Source organism: Paenibacillus sediminis (assembly GCF_017873765.1).
Taxonomy (GTDB): domain Bacteria; phylum Bacillota; class Bacilli; order Paenibacillales; family Paenibacillaceae; genus Paenibacillus_AG; species Paenibacillus_AG sediminis.
Map to the genome: position 1 here is coordinate 1,033,719 of NZ_JAGGKP010000001.1, position 21,641 is coordinate 1,055,359.

The window sequence follows — 21,641 nt, forward strand, 5'->3', positions numbered from 1 at the left end:
TAATGGATAGTCAGATCCTTTGCGACAACGGTATCCAGATGGTTGGTTCAGGACCAATATATTCGGCGCTTGGACGAATCAATTTGTTGCTTGCCCGCTGCTCAATAATATGAGCTGCCCAGCCGCTAGTACGAGAAATGACGAAGATCGGGGTGAACATGAGCGTCGGAATGCCCATTAAATGATATGCAGAAGCGCTATAGAAATCGAGATTCGGAAACAGCTTTTTCTCTTGCCACATGATGGTTTCAATGCTCTCCGATATATTGTACAGTTTCATTTGTCCAGCATCTTTGGAAAGCTCTCTTGACCAATTCTTTATGATGTCTGACCTTGGGTCGGATACAGAATAGACTCGATGTCCGAATCCCATAATCAACTTCTTCTCTATAAGCATATTTCGAATTCCCGCTTCGGCTTCTTCTGGCGTATCGAATTGCTCGATCAGCTCCATTGCCGCTTCATTAGCCCCTCCGTGCAGTGGGCCGCGCAACGTGCCAATACCAGCAGTAATTGCGGAATAGAAATCAGACAAAGTGGAGGCGGTAATGCGTGAAGCGAACGTAGATGCGTTAAATTCGTGCTCAGCGTATAAAATCAAAGAGACATCCATTGCCCTCTCATGCAGCCCGCTTGGCTTATACCCGTGAAGTAAATGGAGGAAATGACCTGCAACGCTCGCATCATCTGTCTCAGTAGTAATTCGTGTTCCTGTGTTATGAAAGTGATACCAGTAGAGCAGCATCGAACCAAAGGATGCAATTAATCGATCGGCGATGTCCTGCTGTGTACGCTCCTGACCCTCCGATTCCATCGTGCCAAGCACAGAGCAACCTGTACGCAGCACATCCATGGGATGTGAATTCGAAGGAAGCTGCTCCAAAATGGCTCTAAGCGGCTCAGGTAAATGACGCAGCTTCTGTAATTTTTCCTTGTAATCTTCCAACTCTTTCGAATTAGGCAGTTTTCCGTAAATGAGTAAATAAGCCGTTTCCTCGAAGCTCGCATACTGCGCTAAATCCGCAATCGAAAATCCGCGATAATTTAAACCTTTGCCTTCTTTACCGACAGTCGCAATGGCGGTCTGCCCTGCGACTATACCTGCTAAGCCTCCGGTTTTTTGTATAGCCATTGATCTTCCTCCTGTTCTTTTGCAAACAGTTGATCCAGCTTTTTCTCATAATCGTGATAATGCAAGAAATCATATAATTCCATCCGAGTCTGCATAAGATCGATGACATTTTGTTGCGTTCCTTCTGCACGAAGAGCGTGATAGACTTTGAGAGCTGCGGCGTTCATGGCGCGGAATGCTGAGAGAGGGTACAGCACTAGACTAACTCCTGCTTCTCTTAATTCGTCGATAGTGAACAGCGGGGTTTGGCCAAATTCCGTAATGTTCGCAAGGACTGGAACTTTAACAGCATCTGCAAACTGCTTATACTGATCCAGCTCATGAATAGCCTCTGCAAAAATCATATCCGCCCCAGCCTCTACGTAGGCAAAGGCCCTTTCTATAGAGGACTCCATCCCCTCGGAAGCTACCGCATCCGTTCGTGCCATAATGACAAAATTGGAATCGATTCTTGCGTCCACAGCTGATTTAATGCGATCCGTCATTTCATCGGTACTTACAATTGCTTTATTCGGCCTGTGTCCGCACCGTTTAGCCATCACTTGATCTTCAATGTGTACCCCTGCTGCTCCGGCTTTCTCCATTTGCTGAATGGTGCGAGCGATATTAAAAGCACTGCCGAACCCCGTATCTACGTCCACAAGCAGTGGCAGCGTTGAAGCGTTCGCAATCCTCCTTACATCCTCCAGAACGTCGTTTAAGGTCGTAATTCCAAGGTCCGGCAAACCATAGGAAGCATTTGCAACGCCTGCACCCGACAAATAAATAGCCCTGTAGCCCACACTTTCCGCCATAATGGCTGTGTATGCATTAATAGTTCCTACAACCTGAAGCGGCTTTTCCTCTGCAACAGCTAAACGAAATGCAGTGCCAGGAGAACGATAACTACTCATGGTAACACTCCTTTGATAGAATATAATGATTCAAACGATTACTCCTGCTAAAACACGATATGACTTACGAGTAGGACATATTCCGATCTGTTCAATTCAAATGAAAACTGAAAAACCCTCTGCTTAAATGTGCATCTGGTTGCAGGGGGTTCTCTTCAGTAATTTATCATCAATATTTTCTTATCAGTCATTATATGACCAGCCCTCCATTAACTTCGAGCACGGTACCATTCACGTAATCGGATTCATCTGACGCTAAATATAAATAGGCGTGAGCGATATCAGACGGTCTGCCTAAACGATGCAGCGGAACTTTATCCAGCATGAGCTGCAGCACCTTATCCGGTACATTCGCGACCATGCCCGTCTCTACATATCCTGGAGCGACTGCATTCACACGAATTCCTTTATGACCGAGCTCTTTCGCCCATGTCTTTGTCATGCCGATGACACCCGCTTTCGTGGCTGCATAATTCGTCTGACCAATGTTCCCATGCATGCCAACGATAGAGGATGTGTTAATGATCTTCCCTTTTCCTCGCTCGACCATATAAGGAGCAATAAATCGAGTGCAGTAAAAAACCCCGTTCAAATTCACATCAATGACCCTCTGCCACTGCTCAATAGACATTTTGGTCAGCATGCTGTCCTGAGTAATTCCCGCATTGTTGATGAGTATATCCGGTGTCCCCCATGATTCAATGACAGCCCTGGCCATATGCTCTACGCTTTCCGCGCTCGACACATCAACCTTAACGAACATCGCACACTCATCAGCAATAGCTAGCAGTTCGTCTACCACCCTTTGACCAGCCGTTTCATCATAGTCAGCAACACACACCTTGGTGCCTTCCCTGACGAATAAAGCAGCTGTTTCCCGTCCAATTCCGTTGCCGCCTCCCGTAATGATGGCAACCTTGCCTTCCAGTCTCATACCCGTTCCTCCTCATAGCTGTAAATTGAAATGATTATTGTTCTTTCAAAAAGTCAGTCATATGCTGCAGCAACAGCGGCAAATTATCAATCAGCGGTGAATGACCGCAATTGTCCATAAGTACTGGCCGAGCGCGTTCACCCAAATCTTCTAAAATTTCTTGGAACATCTGCTCTGTAATTACCAAATCGTTATTTCCCCGAATTACAAGCGCTGAAGCTTGGATTCGGTCTGCCGCTCGTGTCCCTTTCGCCGCCTCATTATCGATGGAACTAATGTTAAATATATTCAATCCATGATAGATATCAGCTAAATTCCGCTGAGTCAAAATATCATCTAAGTATTCCTCGTATCGTTCAGGGTCAGGCTTATTTCCGTTATAAACAGCAAAGTCAAACAACGACTTCATGAACGCTTTATCTCTATTAACTGCAGCAGCAGAAACCATTTGTGTTCTAGCAAGCTGTTCGATCCCTTCTCTTGTCGTAATTCTCAGGCCCAGGTCAGGCAGTCCTTGCTCGTTATCGTAATAGAATGGATAGCCTCGTGTAGACATCGATGCCAACAATATGAGCTTCTTCACCTGCTCTGGATAGTCCGCGGCGTACTGCATCACTACCCCGCCGCCAGTCGACCATCCAACCAAATGGAACGAGCTCAGACCGAGCGCTTCCGTGAACATTTTCAAATCGCGGCTGTAGTCTGTTAAATCTTCAATAGGACGATGATAGGTAGAAATGCCAAATCCCCTCAAATCTACTGCAAATACTTTAAATGCAGAGTCGAGATTTTCAATGACAACATCCCAATGCTTTGACGAATTCATATTGCCGTGTACAAGTAATACAATCTCATCGCCGCCTGCTCTTTCCCTGTAGCCCATTGTTTCCCCGTTTGGAAGTTCAATTGATTTCAATGCGATGTCCACCATTTTCTCATCCCCATTTCAAAGCGGTAGCGCCCCATGCATAGCCGATACCGGCACTGACAAGGACAACTAAATCGCCGCCTTTAATTTTTCCTTGCTGAATACCGAGCTCTAGACTTAATATTTGATCGATTTGACCAATGTGACCGTATTCATGTAAGTAGATAGATTGCTCCTGCTTAAGGCCAAGCTCACGAAGTACATAATCATGCGCTGATTTCTTCATGTGAAGAATGCCTAAATATCCAATATCTTTCTCCGAATACCCGCTCTTTGCGACGCATTCCCGAATCGATCGAAGAAAGTTATCCATCGATTTCGTTTCAAGACGCTGCTTCATCCCTTCAGGGTTAGGCACATCCAGGAAGTTCAATCGCTGCTCCAGAGCCTCTGATGTCATCGGTCTCTTGGTGCCGCCGGCGCGCACTACCACATCCTCAGAGAAGGAACCGTCTGTAATGAGATGACTCTCTAGCAATTGATTCTCTCTATACCCTTTTTGGAGCAAGATTGCTCCGCCGCCTGCCGCGAGATTGAACATAAACCGAGTACGCGGATTGTCGTAATCGATCAAATCTACGTTGCGGTAGCCGCCTGCAAGCAGCACCGTTCGAATCTGCGGATCAGAAAGCATCATGCTTTTCGCAACCTTGAGCGCCATGATCGTCGTCCCACAGCGAAGAGCAACATCGAACCCCCATGCGTTCTTGGCACCGATCTCTTCTTGGAGCTTAAGTGCCGCCGTCCATACGGGGTATTCCTTGTGTTCCTCGCCTATATAAATAACGAGATCGATATCCAGCGGGTCAAAGTTTGCCTTCCGAAGAGCCTCTCTGGCTGCACGGATGCCCATCTCGCACGTATGATCATCTGGTCCGGGTACAGGCTTACGGGTAATTCCCATTTTGTGTTCAATAACGTCTTGGGGAATACCAGACACTTTACTAATATCACTACTACTCATATGCATGTCTGGCAAATAGATTCCCGTACTTAATATACCGATAGATTCCTGTAAACTAGATGCTTGTAGAATAGACATACGCTCTACCTTCTTTGCAAAATATGTTCAATAAACTTCATCGCATCAGGAAGCGTATGGACTACGATTTCATCCTCGCCCTGAACATGTGTAACCCGAATGCGCCACTGCTGCTCAAATGCACCACTTTCCACTGCACTGAACCTCAGTACAAAAGAGGAGACCGTCTGCGGCTCTACCATGGAACATCATCTCGCTTCCCTAACGGAATAGATGTTTTCTTTCGCTTCAACCATAGCTTGAACGTCCCTGCAATGCCTAGCGGGAACACCATTACGACGAGAATGTATAATAAACCGAAGAAAATAATCCATCTTTCAAAAATCGGATGCACTTTAGCCAGACTCGTTAACAATTCGTGTGCCAGCTCAATAAGTGCAGCACCAATCACTCCGCCGTACAGTGTGCCAATCCCGCCAATAATTGTCATTAGCAGTGCGTCCAGTGTCGTATTCATAGAGAACACAGAAGTGTTCACAAACCGCAGTGTCATACCGTACATTCCACCACATAAAGCTGCGACGACTCCTGCAACTACGCTGACGATCACTTTGTAATGGACGACCTGATAACCCAGTGATGCAGTTCGTTGTTCGTTCTCACGAATCGCCTGCAATACTCTGCCTAGCGGAGACTTCGTAAACCTTCTAAGAAGCAAGAAAAATAGAATCATAAAGACGAGCGCAAAGTAATAGAACGTTGTTCGGTCTCGGAAAAAATCTGGAATGGGAAACGGGAATCCATCATTCCCTTTCGTGATGGAGCGCCATTTCTCAGCAAGTACCGTAAATAGTCCTGCAAAAGCGAGTGTCAACATTGCATAAAAATGACTCTGTAATCGAAGTGTCAATATTCCTACTATATAACTAACTATGGCTGCCAACACTACACCAATGAGCAGAGCTAGCAGCAGCATCCCCATCGAATCACCAATTTTGTACATGACAATACCGATCGCATAGGCTCCAATTCCAAAAAACATGGCGTGACCAAATGATACAATTCCTGTATAACCAAGCAATAGATCGTAACTCATCGCAAATACGGCGAAAATAAATATTTTAGACAGTAAGATCAATGTACTGCGTGAATCATTCATAAACGGATACGCAGCGAGCAGCATGATGATCACAATAGGCAGAAGGCCTATTGTGTACCGCGATATCATTCGCATTGACGCCTTCACCTCTTCAATCCATATAGTCCCGAAGGTTTGATTAGAAGTACGAGTACCATGAGCAGCATGTTGACCGCCAAAGATAAATCAGGTACGTAGTACGCCATGAACGCTCCAGACAATCCAACGAGTACAGAAGCAACTGCAGAACCCTGCACTGAACCCATACCGCCAATGACGACCACGATAAACGCCAATATCGCAAACTGCATTCCCATTTCAGAGAAGATAACACCTGAGTACGGTGCTAAAAGCACACCGCCTAATGCTGCCATGCCAGCACCCAGCATAAAGACAATCGAGAAAATTCTCTTGATGTTATAACCGAGCGCCTGCACCATCTCCTTATTCAGTACGCCTGCACGCACGACAAGCCCAAGCTTCGTTCGGGTTAGCAGCAATTGTATTCCTACGAGCAATAAAATGCCGACAATAATAATAAACAACCGATATTTAATTAGAATGATCCCTCCCAGTTGCCAACTTCCATCTAAGTAAGGAGGTACTGCAGCGTTTAATGGATTTGGTCCCCAAAAGACCTTTAGCAGCTCAGAGAGTACGAGCATCACTCCAAGCGTCACCAAAATTTGCTGCAAGTGATTGCCATAAATCGGGCGAATGATCCAACGCTCTAAAATAAAGCCTATTGCAACTCCTCCAAGTACGGCTCCAACGACAGCCAGCAAGAAGCTGCCTGTACTTACATAGACCCATACACCCATATATGCGCCCCATGCGAATAATCCGCCATGACTGAAATTGAGTACATCCATAAGGCCAAAAATCAACGAAAGACCGGATGCCAACAAAAAGATCAGCATTCCTGTGGCCAGTCCATTCACTAATAAATTGACGATGACATCTAAGTTCATCCTTCCAACCGCCTTTACGCAATCCCCAAATATTTTTTACGGGCGTCTTCGTCTTCTTTAAGCTCCTGCATCAAGCCATGATGTACAATCCTTCCTTCATCCACAATATAAAATCGATCTCCAATTGTACTTGCCATGAAAAAATTTTGCTCAACCAATACGACGGTCGTTTTTTCCTTCATTTGCTCGATGGCTTGCATCACTTTCTCAACCATGATTGGAGCGAGTCCTTTACTTGGTTCATCCACGAGTAACAGTTCATTGTCACCTACATATGCTCTAGCAAGTGCCAGCATTTGCTTTTGACCGCCGCTTAATAAACCGCTCTTCCGATGCCACAGCGTCTTCAAATCAGGAAATAAATTTAATATCCATTCCAGCTTCTCCAAGGCAGACTCATCTCGCTTCAAGATGGAAATACGCATATTCTCCTCGACGGTCAGATCTTTGAAAATTCCCTGATCCTCAGGTACGTATCCAATGCCCCTACGTGCAATTTCATATGTAGGCAAAGAACCGATGTTTTCCCCTCGAAAAGTGATTTGTCCTTTAGAAATCGGACTTAGCCCCATAACCGAGCGCAGCGTTGTTGTCTTACCTGCTCCGTTGCGTCCGAATAGAACAGTGATTTCCCCTTTTAGCACCTCAAATGAAATGCCTTGCAAAATGTGATACTGCTCGATATACGTTTCTATTTCCTCTACCTTAAGAAGCGTCATCGTATAGCCCTCCCAAATATGCTGACTGAACGAGTTCATTGTTCATAATGTCCTGAGGCGAACCGCTTGCCAGCAGCTTTCCGTTGAAGAGGACGGTGACACTGTCTGAAAGGTCAAGCACCATGTCCATCTTGTGTTCAATCAGAAGGATGGTCTTATCCCCCTGTTCTTTAATGCCACGCAGTACGTCAAGAATCGCAGGAACCTCTTCAATGGATATCCCAGCTGTCGGCTCGTCAAGGAGCAGCAGCTCCGGCTTCAGAGCAAGCAACATAGCGATTTCTAATTTACGTTTCTCACCGTGAGCTAAATGTTTCGCTAGCGAATCTCTCTTTCCGTCCAACATAACGGACTTAAGATAATGAACAGCTTCCTCTTCAAACTGTTTAAATCTTGACAGTGCTGAGAAAAAATTAAATCTGACTCCAGCGCTGGATTGAACGGCCAATCGCACATTTTCAAGCACTGTTAAATTGGGGAACACGTTCGTAATTTGAAACGACCTCCCCATTCCCATCCTCGTTCGAAGAGGAGGAGACAGATGTGTAATATCTGTCTCCTTGAATAGGATCGTTCCATGGGTCGGCTGCAATTGTCCGCTTAGCAGATTGAAGAGTGTTGTCTTGCCTGCACCGTTCGGTCCAATAATGGATTGAAATTGGTGCTTCGGCACCTCTAGGCTTACACCGCTTACGGCCGCTTGACCGCCGAAATCAATTGTCAATTCGCGGGTTTTCAGGATAGACTCCATGAGATCACCTTATTGAATTATTTTTTGTTCATTATAGGAGGCGCAGTTTCATCCATCGACATTTCACGCACGAGCACAGGAACCGGATAATCATAGCCATCCTTCTTCTCAAGCTTGATTGCATATAACGTTTGCAGAGCTTGATGATCTTCAGGACGGAACTTCATCTGACCTTTCGGTGTATCGAAAGTCATTCCTTCCATCGCTGCAATCAGCTTATCTGCATCCGTATCTCCATTCGTCTTCTTAATCGCTTCAACAATAGCAATGGCTGCGGACATGCCGCCAGGAGTGAACAAATCAGGAACTTCACCGTTAAACCGTTTTTTATGCTCTTCAACCAACCATTTGTTCACATCGTTCTGCGGCAGCTCGTAGTAATACACCGTAAAGCCTTCCATGCCTACAAGATCGTTCATCGTTTTCAGTGCCGCAATATCAGGAGCACCCGTCGATATTTTGATGCCTTGATCCTGCACCTTCATATCATGTATTTGTTTCCAAGGTGAGTTCGCGCCTGCCCATACAACGAATAAATAATCAGGCTTCGCTTGAATAATCTTTTGAATGTTAGCTGTGAAGTCTGTAGCTGTTGCATCCGCATATTCTTCATCTACAATCGTTGCACCCAGCTTCTCAGCAGTCGCTTTGAACGCTTTGATGCCGTCGCGTCCAAATGCACTGTCAGGAGCAAAGGTTGCAATCTTCGTGCCTTGCTTAGCAATGGATGCTGCACCTGCCACCGCATCCTGCGAGGAGTTGCGCGCCGTACGGAATACGTACTTGTTCCAGCTCTCACCTGTTATGCTGTCAGCAACAGCCGGCTCAACAATGATCGGCTTCTTATATTCCTCAGCCAGCGGCAAGACGGCCAGTGTATCTGCTGAGCTAGAAGATCCGACTAAGAAATCAACCTTGTCATTTTCCAAGAGCTTAGTCGCTTTCTGCACTGCAACATCCGATTTCGTCTCAGTATCTTCGACAATAAATTGAATTGGACGTCCATCGACTTCTCTAGTTCCTTGTGTTGCATAATCGAGTCCTAGTTCAAAGCCTCTAGTTGTTTGTTTGCCATAACTTTCAAGGGCTCCTGTCATCGAAGCAAGTACGCCAATCTTGATCGGATCCTTCTCGGTTGAAGCGCTTTCATTTGTGGCGTTTGTCGCAGTACTTGTGCTGGTTGTATCAGTACTTGTATTGTTATTTGAGCTGTTACCGCCTCCGCAAGCTGTTACAAACAGAAATGCTGCAGAGAGAAGCGCCACGCTTCCGCTGCGAATCCATTTTTTATAAGACATTGATATATCCTCCTTAACGACAAGATGGCTTTATCATAAGAGAGGATGGTTACAAATGAGTTACATCTGAAGCGAGCAGAGATTCGTAGAGTTGTGTCGTCGTTGTCATTGGCTTGACGCCCAGCTCACGTTCCAGTACACGTACGCATTTCTGGTACCACTTAATAGCCAAATTACGGTTACCCAGCGCACAATGACATAGCATCAAAAGACGATATGCTTCTTCCCAGCACGCATCCTTCTCGAGTATTTGTTCACAGTAATGAACCGCTTCTTCGCACCGCTTCTGCTCCCAATAATAATGAACTAGCCGCTCGGCACCGCGTAGATACAACACCTGAAGACGCTCTCGCTCTTCTATGCTCCAGTCCTCATACCGCCGATCCGGCATATAATCCCCTTTATAAAGGGCAAGTCCTCTCTCAAGAGAATGAATCGCTTTCTGAGTATCCTTCTCCTCAAGACCGCTGCGAATCCAGCTTTCAAATTCGATCACATCGAGTTCTAGACCGGAAGCAAGATTTAGTCCATAAGCGCTACCATGTCTTTGAATAAAGAACGGCGTTGACCTGGCTCGCCGCTGCGGCTCTAGCGTTGTATTTAAAGCGTTTAAGGCGACCTTAAAATCCCGGTTAGCGGCTTTTTCAAGAAGTTCTCCGAATAGTAGAGTGATAATCTCTTCTTTCGGAACAAGCTGATCTCTTTTGTTGACGAGCAATTGGAACAGCTCCTTCGCTTTACCGCGCTGCCAATTTTTCTCAACGATAGGCTTATTTCCGAGCCACACTTTAAAATCACCTAGTGTTTCAATACGAAGTGTATAACCAGGGTGATAGGTTAGCTGCTCCAAACCGAGCTTGGTGAGCAGGACGTTCACATAATGAGATTGAATATCCTGTTTTTGAGCCTCGATAAGAAGCGGCGCCAACTGCTCAATATTACGAGGTCCGAACAGCGTTCTTTTTTGTATCAGGAAATCGTACTGTCCAGTCTGTGCCTGCTTTAAGAAGCGTTCCATGTAGACCAGGAAATCGTCTCGCCTTTCTTCATGATAGGCAAGCAATGCTTGCCAGAGAAGTGTTACCGTAAGTCCGTAGCTGTCTCCGCACTGCATAAACCGCTCGTAACATTCAGCAAAGAACACGCCTGCTTTGCCATACTCTTCTTCATAGTAAAAAGAAATGCCTATTCCTAAACGAATTAAAGTGGACAGCCATTCATCCTTCACCTTCTCCGTTTCAGCTAATGCTTCTGCACTATACTGATTCGCCGTATCATGCAGACCCTCCCGGGCATAGAGAAGTCCGAGTCCCATTAAAGGCTCAGCTCTTCCTCTCGATACGTTAAGCCGCTCCATAATGTCCAGTGCTGTCTGATAGCAAGTAAGCGCTACCGAAAAATCATACTTCGGAAGCAGCTGCGCCGCATGTCCGAGCCTCATCCACCCGCATGCTTCTACAAAAGGAGCCTTCAGCTGAATGCCTTGCAGCATACCTTGCTGTGCTAGACGTTTTGCTTCCTCAGGCTCACCAAGCATTGCCTCGATTAGGGAGAGAAGTATATCGGCTTCCCGATGAGAACGAGGTAACATATGTTCACCCTGTAACGATTCAGTGCTTTTAATAAGTTCAATTATTTTTTTCGATTGCTTAAGTCTTCCAGTTCGAAGATGAAGTCTGGCTTCAAGTAACTCTTCTTGAAAGTCGTGCTGCAGACTGCGGCATCGCTCATACCACACCTCAGCATCAACAGCACGCCCCAAATTAATTAAATTTTCTGCCATTAGGCTGTATTGTCTAATCAAATGCTCTTGTTCACAATCGTCCAGGCTCTCGAGCAAGTCGATCGCTTGCGTCAATAACGCTTCTGCTTTACCAGGCTGTATCGTGTCTAGATAAATTCTCGCCTGACCCTCAAGCCCGAAGCTGTGACTTAGTGAGTCTCTTGCAGCATTTGCTAGTTTCTCACCTCTCACATAACATTCGAGAGCCAGGTCATAAGCTGAACGATAGCGATAGATGTCTCCTTCATAAATCCACAGTAAATAACTGCGGTCTTTATACTCTTTTGGCAAGCGATTAATTTTCTCAAGCAATCCTTCGAGCTGACCCTTTTCCAGCATCATTTTTCCGAAATTTTGCAGCAATTCAGAATACCGCTCCCACTCCTCAATTGTTTCGAGGTGGGATAATGCTTGCAGTTCAGCATTTTTCATAACATAATACTCTGCAGCCTTTCGGTTCAGTTCAACAAATAATTCATTTTTGCGAGCTAACTGACTTAACAGAAAATCCCGAAACAGTCCATGGTATCGATAGTAGCCCTCACCTAGGTTCACGATGAACAGATTATGCGTGGTAATCACATCAATTATGTCCTGAGAATCTTGAGTTGACAGCAAATAGTTGCATACATCAGCATTCAAATCCTCTAAAACACTCGTTCGCTCTAGAAAATGCTGTATACTCGATGTCTGTTTCATCAGCACTTCCATAGCTAAAAATCGAAATAAATCGCCCATTGTATCTGAATAATTCGACAGAACGGTTGCTACGTCACTTCCATCAAGCATTAATCGTTGCCAAATGAGCTGAACCGCAATCACCCAGCCTTCTGTAACATTGTATATTTGAATCGCTTCTTCCGGCTTGAGTTCGTATTCATAGTAATCCGTAAATAGAACTTCTATTTCTTCTGCCGAAAAGGATAAATCTTTTTCATCCAGTTCAAGAAGATCTCCCCGTACTTTTAATGTGGTTAAATAATCCCAACCCGGACCTGTACGGCTGACTACTACCAAATGGAATCCACCTGGCAAATGCTGAATCAAGTAGTTCATAAAGGTGTTAATAGCATCTGACGATCCTACTAAATGATAATCATCGATAACAAGCAGGCTGCCTTCGGGCAGCAGCAAAAGCTCGTTGATAAAAGTCTCACAGAGATTCAAAATGTCATTGCTTCGAGTGTAAGGCTCCTCATCGGAGATTATGTCAAGCAATTCCGCACCAAATGTCGGTTGGATTGAGCGAAGTGAGCAAATCAGATAATGAACAAATGGAATTAAATCATCGTCATGCGTGCCGGCAGAATACCAACTAAAATCACCCGGTTCAGAATGCAAATAAGAAGCAAGAGCGGTACTTTTACCATATCCCGGACCCGAATGAACGAGCGTCATTTTATACTGTTTCATTCGTTTCAATTTCTTCGTCAACTCAGCTTTGTGTAATATTTGCGTTTTCAATTGCGGCGGCGTTAATTTCGTCTTCAAGATGAATTTGTTGTTCTTCATCGGCAACGCTCCCGTGATGATTTATTTCCTATATTTTACCATAACTATGATCATGAATGATGCGAATTTTATCGATTTTGCCAACAGCTGTTTTTGGCAGTTCTTCTGCGAAGACGAAACGCTTTGGTATTTTATATTTTCCAATCGATGCAGCGCAATATTGCTTTAGGGTTTCTTCATCGAGATGAGCTCCGCTTTTAAGTACGAGTACAGCTATTACCTGCTCTCCCCATTTTTCGTCTGGAATGCCCACTACCGCCGCCTCTTCTATATATGGATGCTGCTGAAGCAAGTGCTCGACTTCAAGTGGATATACGTTTTCTCCGCCGGTAATAATCATATCTTTTTTACGACCCATAATGTAAAAGAATCCTTCGTCATCCCTTCTTCCCAAATCTCCTGTATGAAACCATCTGTCCGAGAAGGCTTCTTCTGTCTCTTTAGGCAGATTCCAATAGGAGTGAAATAAGTGGCCACCCTTCAATAAAATTTCCCCTACTTCACCAACGACCGCTGTCTCCCCGTGATTATTAACAATCTTAATATCATTCAGCATCATCGGCATACCGACTGAGCCTACATGTTTAGCCGCTTCCGAAGGATCAATGAAGAAATTGTTAGGTCCTGCTTCCGTCATCCCATATCCTTCTTTAAATGCAAGTCCTTTCGAGGCAAAAGCTTCATAAATTGTATGCGGACATGGTGCACCGCCAGACAGGAATGTGTGCATGGTTGGAAAAGAAGCTTCAGCAAACACTTCGGATTGTGTAAGCATGTGATACATCGTCGGAACAAGAAGCACGAGCGTGCAACGTTCACGGCGGACGATCTCGACGAACGTCTCAGGACGAAATGACTTACAGACGATAACCGTCCCGCCGATTTGAAGAATAGGCAAAGACAACGCATTTAATCCGCCTGTATGGAACATAGGCATATATGTAGGCGTGATGTCTCTTGATGTTAAATTCCAACTAACAACCGTATTTATGGCATTCCAGAACATAGAGGCATGAGATAACACAACCCCCTTCGGTTTACCTGTGGTGCCGCCCGTATAGATGATCGAGAGTGGATCGTCCATTTTCAGTGCAGGATTCGAGGTTGGAGCTGCAGTCATCCTAATGATGTCATCGTACTCCTTGCCTGCTGCTTTCATAAGTTTGAAATGACTCTCTTGAACTTTCGTGAGCACATTTCCGTTTATTTCGTCCAAGTCTGGATGAACAGCAATAACTTTAGGATCGCAGTTATGTATGATATAATCCAGCTCGGGTGCTGCAAGCCGCCAATTTAGCGGAACGAAGATCGCACCTAACTTGGCGCAAGCGAATAGCATATCAAAATAACAGACGTCATTGGGAGATAATAAGGCTACTCTATCTCCTTTCTCGACGCCTTGACTTTGCAAATATGCAGCAATGCTTAGAAAGCGTCTATCCATGTCACGATAGGTCCATCTCTCTCCGGTTTGTCCATCTACGACAGCAATGTGACTCGGATTCAACCGACATCGTTTCTCAAACCAATTCACCGTGTTATCCATACATATCCCTCCATCATGCTCTTCCTTATACGTACTTTCAGTTAACATTAAAGCGGTTACATTTAAGTTACACAGCATGATTCATGAACAAAAGATAGAGCCAGCAAGCATCCAATCATGCTTGCCGACTCTAGAATCAGCTCTTAGAACCTCATTGACATAAAGCCCCTTGAGTTGAGTTATATAAATAGAAACGGAATGAGGAATAACAAAGCAATTGACGCCCAAGCCAATGACCCATATCCATATCCATATCCATATGGATAACCATAACCAAAGGCAGAAGTTTTGGCCTTGTTCATTTGTTCGATCATTTGTTTTTTTGCTTTAGCCGGCTGTAAAGATAAGACTGTTGCCCCTGCATATGGATTATCAAAGAATAATCCATCATTAGTTGCATCCCTAACTGTGCCAACCACTTGTGTACCGTCATATAATACTGCACATACTGGACGCCCGATATATGGTCTACAGCCATCTGCTGAAATCGGATTGATGAACTCCACTCCAATTCCTCCCTTCTAAAGTAATCTATTTATATTATTCGTTTAGATAGCGGTTCGTCATATATACATGTACCTGGGTTTTGAATTTTACGGAAGATTACCCATGTGCACAATTTTTAATGATACATTTAATAATTGGAGGTGCATTGAAAGTTGAAGTATGATGACATTGTTGCTGCCATCGGAGAAGGTGCGGCACACCCGGGCGGATTCGAAAGCACCCTGTTACTGCTTCAGGATTATGACATTCCGATAGAAGCACATATACTAGAAATCGGCTGCGGAACAGGGAAAACTGCCTGCCATCTAGCCCAGCTGGGCTATAATGTTACAGCTGTTGATCGTAATAAAACGATGCTCGAAAAGGCAAAAAAACGATCCGAAATGCTTGGTGTCCATGTCAATTTCAAAGTAGAAGACGCCACTTCGTTATCATTTGAAGATAACCAATTTGATGTCGTATTTGTTGAATCTGTAACCATATTTAATGATGCAGAGGCGGCTCTAAAACAATATTATCGAGTATTGTCTCATGGAGGATGGTTATATGATCGGGAATTGTATCAGGAGAAGCGTCACCCCGAGCTAATCGCTAAAATGAGTGAGCTGTATGGTAATACCTATTTGCCAACTTACGGCGAATGGAAACAATTTATTACTTCTGCTGGATTTGTAGATCTAAAGGTATGGAATCCTCCGCAAGGTTCTCGTAGTCTATTTGAAACTAAAAATCAAAACAGAACGATAGACCCGCTTCAAATCATCGACTTTGATGTTCTTCTTGATCCCTCACTACCTCACTTCTTTGAAAAAAATGAAGCATTTATTACTCAATTTTCCGATTATTTATCGTATGCTGTTTTTATTGGGCAAAAAAAAATAGTTGCTATATAATAAATTTCCCTAGAAGCGGCATCATCGTCTGCATCACGTTAAATCCGATTCGGATAGCTGGGAAAATTCTACCCCAATTCATGCCGCCCGATCCAGAACCCCCATTATACGCAGACGAACCATTAGGAAACGAATTGAATGATCCACTGCTATTTCCTCCGAAGCCGAATAAAGATCCTAGAAACCCACTGACCTGAGCTCGTTCTGGTTCCTTTCCTTCCTGCATTGCTCCATCGCCTCTCACGCCGTGAAGGACTACCTCTCCATTATTAATGTCAGCTACTTTCCCTACGTAATAGCTTCCGTCATGAAGTACCACACAGACCCACTGGCCAATCCATTCTGATTCAACGGGCTCCGGTACGCGCTTTTTTACCATCTTGATCCCTCCAACCATAAATTTGCGTTTACAGAATCATATGCGCTTATTTCATTGCACGCTTGTACGTTTGGAACTCCATTCTTTCTTGTAGGACATATCATTGAAAAAGCTGCCATGAGATATGATCTCAGGCAGCTTTATGTATAACCTTATTATGAATTAAATTTTCCTTCAAAAACAACTTTATTCAGCGGTTTGCGGCCGCTTGGGATTTCGCGTTCTTGAAGTCCAGCAGGAAGATCGCTCTTATCACCTTGATAGCCAATCGAGATGACAGCATGAAGTTCAATATGATCTGGAATGTTCAGCAGCTCACGCGCTTTATCTCGGTCAAAACCACCGATTGCATGTGTGGACAATCCTAGCATTTTGGCCTGTAAAGCCATGAAGCCCCAAGCTGTTCCTGCATCAAATGCATGCGCCCCGTTAGGATCGCCATTCTCTCTTAGTTTGTCAGAAGCAACCAAAACGAGCACAGGAGCTTTGGTAGCCCACATTTTATTAAAATCACCAAGAAAACTGTGAAAAACTTGTAACTGTTCTTCTGTTTTGGCAACAATAAAACGCCACGGCTGATCGTTAAAAGAAGAGGGTGCCCAATGAGCGGATTCAAGAATCGTATTCAAATCTGAATCGGATACTTTTTGACTTGAGTAAGCACGAGGTGACCATCGATTCAGGAACAATGGAGAAACAGGATTTTCTGATTTCCGGTTAGCTTGGACCTCATCAGTGAGTTTTTCGAGGACAGAATTCAACATACTCATTAAATGCACACCTTTCTAGTTGGAATTTACAAATTTTAATATATCACACTGTATATTCGTTAGCAAATATATAAAATAAAGACCCGCGATGTGCGCGAGTCTGAATTCTTCCTTAGAAGAAGCTCTCTATTTTGGAAATTTAGTTGGAAAATTTTTGGTTTCTTTGTCTTTCTCTTCTTCCAAGTCGAGAGGAAGTCCCACTTGACCCATTTTACCTTCACGAACGTCGGCATACAGCCTTTTAAGCCAAATAAGCTCTGCTTTTGCATGTTCGTACATGCCAATCATAATATGTAGAGCACTTCGCGGTACTGTTTTAATATGCTCTTCATATACTTCATATGCCAAATTGACACGGTGCTCCACCTCACGGATGCGATTTTCTAATATTTTTGCAATTTTCTCTTGATCTCCATGACGTGCAAAAGCTAGACCGATATACATGGGGTGGTATACCGGCTCAATTTCTTTAAATTTCTGAAGCAGCAGCTGCTCAAACAACTGTCTTCCTTTTTCTGTTATATGATAGATCGTTTTATCGGGACGATTGCCGCTACGCACAACTTTTACCGCCTCGATATACTCTCCTTTGGCCAGTTGGTCAACTGCATAATACAGTGAGCCCATTTGAAGCTTCGTATGCGAATCCATCGCACGATCCTTCATCATAATTGTCATCTCATAAGGATGCATGTCGCCTTCTAGCAACAGTCCCAGAATGCACAATTTCATGGACATAATTTAAGATCTCCCAGATGCAGCAGAAGCGTTCTTCCGCATTTTCACGCGATCGCCAGGCATTGCAAATACGAAGAGCAAAGCTAAACCAGCTGGCACGAGTGCCCACAAAAATGTATGTGCGATCGATGAGGACAATGCAGTTGTTATTTTATGAAGCACCTCTGCAGGTATTTTGGCACGGTCTGCTTGTGAGATGAACGAGTTTCGATCAGAAGCTCCTTGCACCGCTGCTGCCGAACCGCCGAATAATTCAGTTGCTTTATTCGTAAAACTATTGCGCTGAATAATACCGAAAATCGTAATACCAAGAGTCATTCCGAAAGAACGAAGGAAAGAGTTGGTTGAAGTAGCTGCTCCCCTTTGGCGCATATCGAAATTGTTAATGGATGCCATGCTGAGTACGGAGAATGAGAATCCAACTCCGAATCCAGTCAAAATCATATATATTGTAACGAGTACTCGAGCTGTATCTGGTGATAATGTTCCAAGGGTAAACAATCCAATAACGAAACAAATCGCTGAGAACGTCATAATGTTGCGGAACGACGTTTTTGTTGTTAAAAACCCGCCTAGCTGGCTGCCTACTACACTGCCAAGCATCATCGGCATGAGGATAAGACCTGAGTTCGATGCCGAATCCCCGAAAACCCCTTGTACGAAGATCGGAATGTACACCGTCGCGACAATAAAACCAGCGCCGTAGAGCAGAGCAACTGCGTTGCTTGAAGCAAATAACCGATCTTTGAACATCTTAAAGGACAAAATCGGTTCAGCTGCCTTCGTCTCAGCAAACAAGAACACAATGAATAGCAAGGCAAAAGCCGCAAATAATCCAAGAATTACAGCCGAATCCCAAGCGTATTTCTCGCCGCCAAGCTCTAGAGCGAACATTAGACTGACAACAGCTCCAACAAGTGTAATCGCGCCAGTCCAGTCAATTTTTTGCTTACTGTGCTCCATCGATTCTTTATAGTAGAAAGTAATGAAAATAAACGACAGGATACCAATAGGTACGTTGACATAGAACACCCATTCCCAGCCGATATAATCTGTAATGTATGCTCCAAGCAGTGGTCCTAATATACTAGATGTACCGAATACGGCACCGAATAATCCCGTCATTTTACCGCGTTGCTCAGCTGGAAAAACATCATAGACGATTGTAAAAGCAATTGGCATCAGCGCACCGCCGCCGATTCCTTGTATCGCACGGAAAATACTTAACTCTACGATGCTGTTAGCCATGCCGCACAGCGCAGAACCTGCAAGAAACACAATTAATCCAAAAATAAAGAAACGTTTACGGCCGTACATATCGGATAGTTTACCGAAAATAGGCGTACCTGCCATCACTGCAACCATATAAGCGGAAGTTACCCAGACGAACTGTTTGCTTCCTCCTAGCTTCTCAACAATGGTGTACATCGCTGTAGCAACTATGGTATTATCCATCGCCGCCATTAAAATACCTAACAACAGCCCTGCTACGACCAGCTTAATGTTTGTTTGTTTATCATGCATAGGTTATTAGCCCTCTCCTTCTTATGTAGATGTTACTCAAATTTGAATAATATCTATGACTACTCATTATTCTATTCAAATTTGAATAGGTTAGCAAGAAAAATTTTCAAATTATTGCTTGTGCCCAAAAAAAAAGAAGCCCCAATTAAAAATTGGACTTCTTTGTATCTTTATCATTTAAGCACGTTTTCTTGGCGTTCTATTAACGAAATAGATGCTGACTAGAATTAATATGAGCCCGACTAACAAAGTCATCGTAAACGGTTCGTTCATGAAGATCGTCCCGATTAAAATCGCTACAAGCGGAATTAAAAATGTGTAAGAAGCAATCTTGCTGGCTTCCCCTGAATCAATCAATTTATAGAACACAATCCAGCCGATTGCAATTACAAATATCGAAATAAACAGCAAACAAATAATATATGATGCGTTCCAGCTAATTTCAGACCAGCTCTCCACACCGGAACCGATGATTGTCATGAACAGTCCGCCAACGATTAGCTGAATAGTGACCAGCCAAATCGAGTCTACCATTCCACTCGTTTTCTTAACATAAACTGTTCCTAAAGCCCAGCTGAGTGCGGAACCGAGAGCAAGCAATATGCCTGGAATAGAAATATGACCTGACACACCGCTGCTGCTTATAATTCCAACTCCAGCAAAACCGAGAATAAGTCCCACGATTTTCAATCCGTACATCTTTTCTTCTAACCACATCCACGAAAAGAGACCAACGAGTACCGGTTGCAGGAACACAATAGCTGAGAACAGACCTGCAGGCAAGTATCTAAGACCGATCGTTTGAAGACCGTAATACAAAACGACGTTAAATAAAGATGACAGTAAATAAATGTACCATGTTTCTCTTAGATTCAGTTTTTGAAATCTAGGTACAGCCACAATTAGCAAAAGCAAACCGCCCAAAAAAGTTCTCATTCCTGAAAATAATACTGGCGGCGTGTACTGCAGCGCAATTTTAGATAAGGGCCAGTTTACTCCCCAGACTATAACTAAAAACGCAATCATAAGTATCGTTTGCGTCCGAGAAAGTTTTCCCATGATGCTTCTCTCCTTGTTGATTCAAATTCACCTAATGATAATACACCTATTTGTTGAAAAAGGAAATGACAAACTTTCACAAGCGCTTTCACTAATGGGCAGAAATATCCATATCATGAAAGATTTCAACCCCAACAACCTTAGCTCACAATTTGAACTAAGGTTCTTGGGCGATAGAGTGCGTATAAGCTTACTTCATTCCAATAGTGTTTAATGAAGCAAACGCCGATGGACCAAATCCTTCACTAGCTTCTCCTACTGGCATGTTTACAGTAATTCGAAACGCTCGACCGTTGAACTCTTTAATGATCACTTCTTTGGTCAACTTCGTTGAACTCGCCAGCAGGAACAATTTAGCATCACGCATGGATTGCATTATTTCCACACCTTTAAGTTCATGTACTTCTCCGACTTTCTTTAAAGTACTTTCAGCATCCTTTTTAAGTGTATCAAGATCGTAATCTTTTGGAAGAAGTTCTAGTTCCGCATAATAATTGTTGTCGTAATTCATCATCAGCTTATCTTCTTTAAATGTGAAGCCGGGTAACACGTAAAGGTAATAGTCGTTACTTTCAGCAAGTTTAGCTTCTCTTGTCTCTTCATTTCCTTCGATTGTCAGCTTAATATCCATTGTTTTAGGCAGACTCATTGATTGTTGATCAGCGGCTTGTTTTTCAATTTTTGTAATAAACAGCTGCTTAACCGTATTTACGCCTGAGGTCGTTGTTTTCTCGTAGTATTCGAATTGAACGTTGTCCTTCTCTTTAATGTTACTTAAATCTACGGTCTCCCCTTCCAGTTGAAATGCCGTCGATCCTTCTGATGTTTGGATCTCAATGGAATGACTGTCGATTTGTCCTACATATATGCCGCTACCTTGTTTTATTTCACTTTTCGTTTCTTCAGGTTGTTGTTGCTGATTGTCCTGCTCATTGTTTTGCCCATTATCTTTGGCAGTGTTATTGTCCTCAATGACATTATTGCTTGGAGTCGTTTTTACCTCGGGCTTCTCGTCTTTGGAACACGCAGTTATGGAAATCGCCAATATGATTACTGCCGCTATGCTCAGTGTTTTCTTATTTATTTTCATGGTGTAAGCACCTCCTATCTTCCTAAACGAGGAAGTATAAGAAAAAGTTACAAATAAAAATAGCCCAGTTCTCCATGTATGGGAAACTGGGTTA

The 21,641-nt window shown here is 43.8% G+C and carries 21 protein-coding genes; 1 reads left to right on the forward strand and 20 read right to left on the reverse strand.

Going from position 1 to position 21,641, the window contains the following annotated elements:
* Nucleotides 1–10 precede the first annotated feature (10 nt).
* The 14 genes from prpC to J2Z20_RS05030 form a co-directional block, all read right to left on the reverse strand.
* Nucleotides 11–1,132 (reverse strand): bifunctional 2-methylcitrate synthase/citrate synthase, encoded by a 1,122-nt coding sequence (gene prpC / locus J2Z20_RS04965; RefSeq protein ID WP_209845924.1) that lies wholly within the window; start codon nt 1,130–1,132, stop codon nt 11–13.
* A complete protein-coding gene (gene prpB / locus J2Z20_RS04970) occupies nt 1,105–2,025 on the reverse strand; it encodes a methylisocitrate lyase (protein WP_209845926.1) in 921 nt (306 codons plus the stop codon). The genes prpC and prpB overlap by 28 nt, the downstream gene beginning before the upstream one ends.
* A gap of 190 nt (nt 2,026–2,215) precedes the next feature.
* Nucleotides 2,216–2,959, reverse strand: coding sequence for a 3-oxoacyl-ACP reductase FabG (gene fabG / locus J2Z20_RS04975; RefSeq protein ID WP_209845928.1), 744 nt, complete (start codon nt 2,957–2,959; stop codon nt 2,216–2,218).
* 34 nt (nt 2,960–2,993) lie between these two features.
* On the reverse strand, nt 2,994–3,890 hold the full coding sequence (gene phaZ / locus J2Z20_RS04980) for an intracellular short-chain-length polyhydroxyalkanoate depolymerase (protein WP_209845929.1): 897 nt from the start codon (nt 3,888–3,890) through the stop codon (nt 2,994–2,996).
* A gap of 4 nt (nt 3,891–3,894) precedes the next feature.
* Nucleotides 3,895–4,929 (reverse strand): 3-oxoacyl-ACP synthase, encoded by a 1,035-nt coding sequence (locus J2Z20_RS04985; RefSeq protein ID WP_209845930.1) that lies wholly within the window; start codon nt 4,927–4,929, stop codon nt 3,895–3,897.
* A gap of 5 nt (nt 4,930–4,934) precedes the next feature.
* Nucleotides 4,935–5,111, reverse strand: a complete 177-nt coding sequence (locus tag J2Z20_RS04990) for a hypothetical protein (protein ID WP_209845931.1) — start codon at nt 5,109–5,111, stop codon at nt 4,935–4,937.
* Nucleotides 5,105–6,103, reverse strand: a complete 999-nt coding sequence (locus J2Z20_RS04995) for a branched-chain amino acid ABC transporter permease (RefSeq protein ID WP_209845932.1) — start codon at nt 6,101–6,103, stop codon at nt 5,105–5,107. Before J2Z20_RS04995 ends, J2Z20_RS04990 begins: the two co-directional genes overlap by 7 nt.
* Before the next feature lie 8 nt (nt 6,104–6,111).
* Nucleotides 6,112–6,978, reverse strand: a complete 867-nt coding sequence (locus J2Z20_RS05000; protein ID WP_209845933.1) for a branched-chain amino acid ABC transporter permease — start codon at nt 6,976–6,978, stop codon at nt 6,112–6,114.
* Between the two features lie 14 nt (nt 6,979–6,992).
* Nucleotides 6,993–7,697, reverse strand: coding sequence for an ABC transporter ATP-binding protein (locus tag J2Z20_RS05005; protein ID WP_209845934.1), 705 nt, complete (start codon nt 7,695–7,697; stop codon nt 6,993–6,995).
* A complete protein-coding gene (locus J2Z20_RS05010) occupies nt 7,684–8,448 on the reverse strand; it encodes an ABC transporter ATP-binding protein (protein WP_209845935.1) in 765 nt (254 codons plus the stop codon). Before J2Z20_RS05010 ends, J2Z20_RS05005 begins: the two co-directional genes overlap by 14 nt.
* 17 nt (nt 8,449–8,465) lie before the next feature.
* Nucleotides 8,466–9,746, reverse strand: coding sequence for a substrate-binding domain-containing protein (locus J2Z20_RS05015; RefSeq protein ID WP_209845937.1), 1,281 nt, complete (start codon nt 9,744–9,746; stop codon nt 8,466–8,468).
* Between the two features lie 49 nt (nt 9,747–9,795).
* The gene (locus tag J2Z20_RS05020) at nt 9,796–13,041 is read right to left on the reverse strand and encodes an AfsR/SARP family transcriptional regulator (protein WP_209845940.1); all 3,246 of its coding nucleotides are present in this window, start codon (nt 13,039–13,041) and stop codon (nt 9,796–9,798) included.
* Nucleotides 13,042–13,069: 28 nt separating this feature from the next.
* A complete protein-coding gene (locus tag J2Z20_RS05025; RefSeq protein ID WP_209845943.1) occupies nt 13,070–14,587 on the reverse strand; it encodes an acyl-CoA synthetase in 1,518 nt (505 codons plus the stop codon).
* 179 nt (nt 14,588–14,766) lie between these two features.
* Complete coding sequence (locus J2Z20_RS05030) at nt 14,767–15,093, reverse strand: hypothetical protein (RefSeq protein ID WP_209845945.1); 327 nt, start codon at nt 15,091–15,093, stop codon at nt 14,767–14,769.
* Nucleotides 15,094–15,246: 153 nt separating this feature from the next.
* On the opposite strand from J2Z20_RS05030, the gene J2Z20_RS05035 reads away from it, so the two are divergent.
* Nucleotides 15,247–15,987: a class I SAM-dependent methyltransferase gene (locus tag J2Z20_RS05035; protein ID WP_209845948.1), complete on the forward strand. Its 741-nt coding sequence runs from the start codon at nt 15,247–15,249 to the stop codon at nt 15,985–15,987.
* Here the strand turns inward: J2Z20_RS05035 and J2Z20_RS05040 are convergent.
* The 6 genes from J2Z20_RS05040 to J2Z20_RS05065 all read right to left on the reverse strand — a co-directional run bounded on the left by J2Z20_RS05040 (nt 15,980) and on the right by J2Z20_RS05065 (nt 21,547).
* On the reverse strand, nt 15,980–16,366 hold the full coding sequence (locus J2Z20_RS05040) for a hypothetical protein (RefSeq protein ID WP_209845953.1): 387 nt from the start codon (nt 16,364–16,366) through the stop codon (nt 15,980–15,982). The genes J2Z20_RS05035 and J2Z20_RS05040 overlap by 8 nt on opposite strands.
* A 155-nt stretch (nt 16,367–16,521) precedes the next feature.
* Nucleotides 16,522–17,136, reverse strand: a complete 615-nt coding sequence (locus J2Z20_RS05045) for a nitroreductase family protein (protein WP_209845956.1) — start codon at nt 17,134–17,136, stop codon at nt 16,522–16,524.
* A 126-nt stretch (nt 17,137–17,262) separates the two neighbouring features.
* A complete protein-coding gene (locus J2Z20_RS05050; protein ID WP_209845959.1) occupies nt 17,263–17,874 on the reverse strand; it encodes a PadR family transcriptional regulator in 612 nt (203 codons plus the stop codon).
* Between the two features lie 3 nt (nt 17,875–17,877).
* The gene (locus J2Z20_RS05055) at nt 17,878–19,398 is read right to left on the reverse strand and encodes an MDR family MFS transporter (RefSeq protein ID WP_209845963.1); all 1,521 of its coding nucleotides are present in this window, start codon (nt 19,396–19,398) and stop codon (nt 17,878–17,880) included.
* 177 nt (nt 19,399–19,575) lie between these two features.
* Nucleotides 19,576–20,457 carry a DMT family transporter gene (locus J2Z20_RS05060; protein ID WP_209845966.1) on the reverse strand — a complete coding sequence of 294 codons (882 nt, stop codon included), beginning with the start codon at nt 20,455–20,457 and terminating at the stop codon, nt 19,576–19,578.
* Nucleotides 20,458–20,647: 190 nt separating this feature from the next.
* Nucleotides 20,648–21,547, reverse strand: coding sequence for a hypothetical protein (locus J2Z20_RS05065; RefSeq protein ID WP_209845969.1), 900 nt, complete (start codon nt 21,545–21,547; stop codon nt 20,648–20,650).
* Nucleotides 21,548–21,641 lie beyond the last annotated feature (94 nt).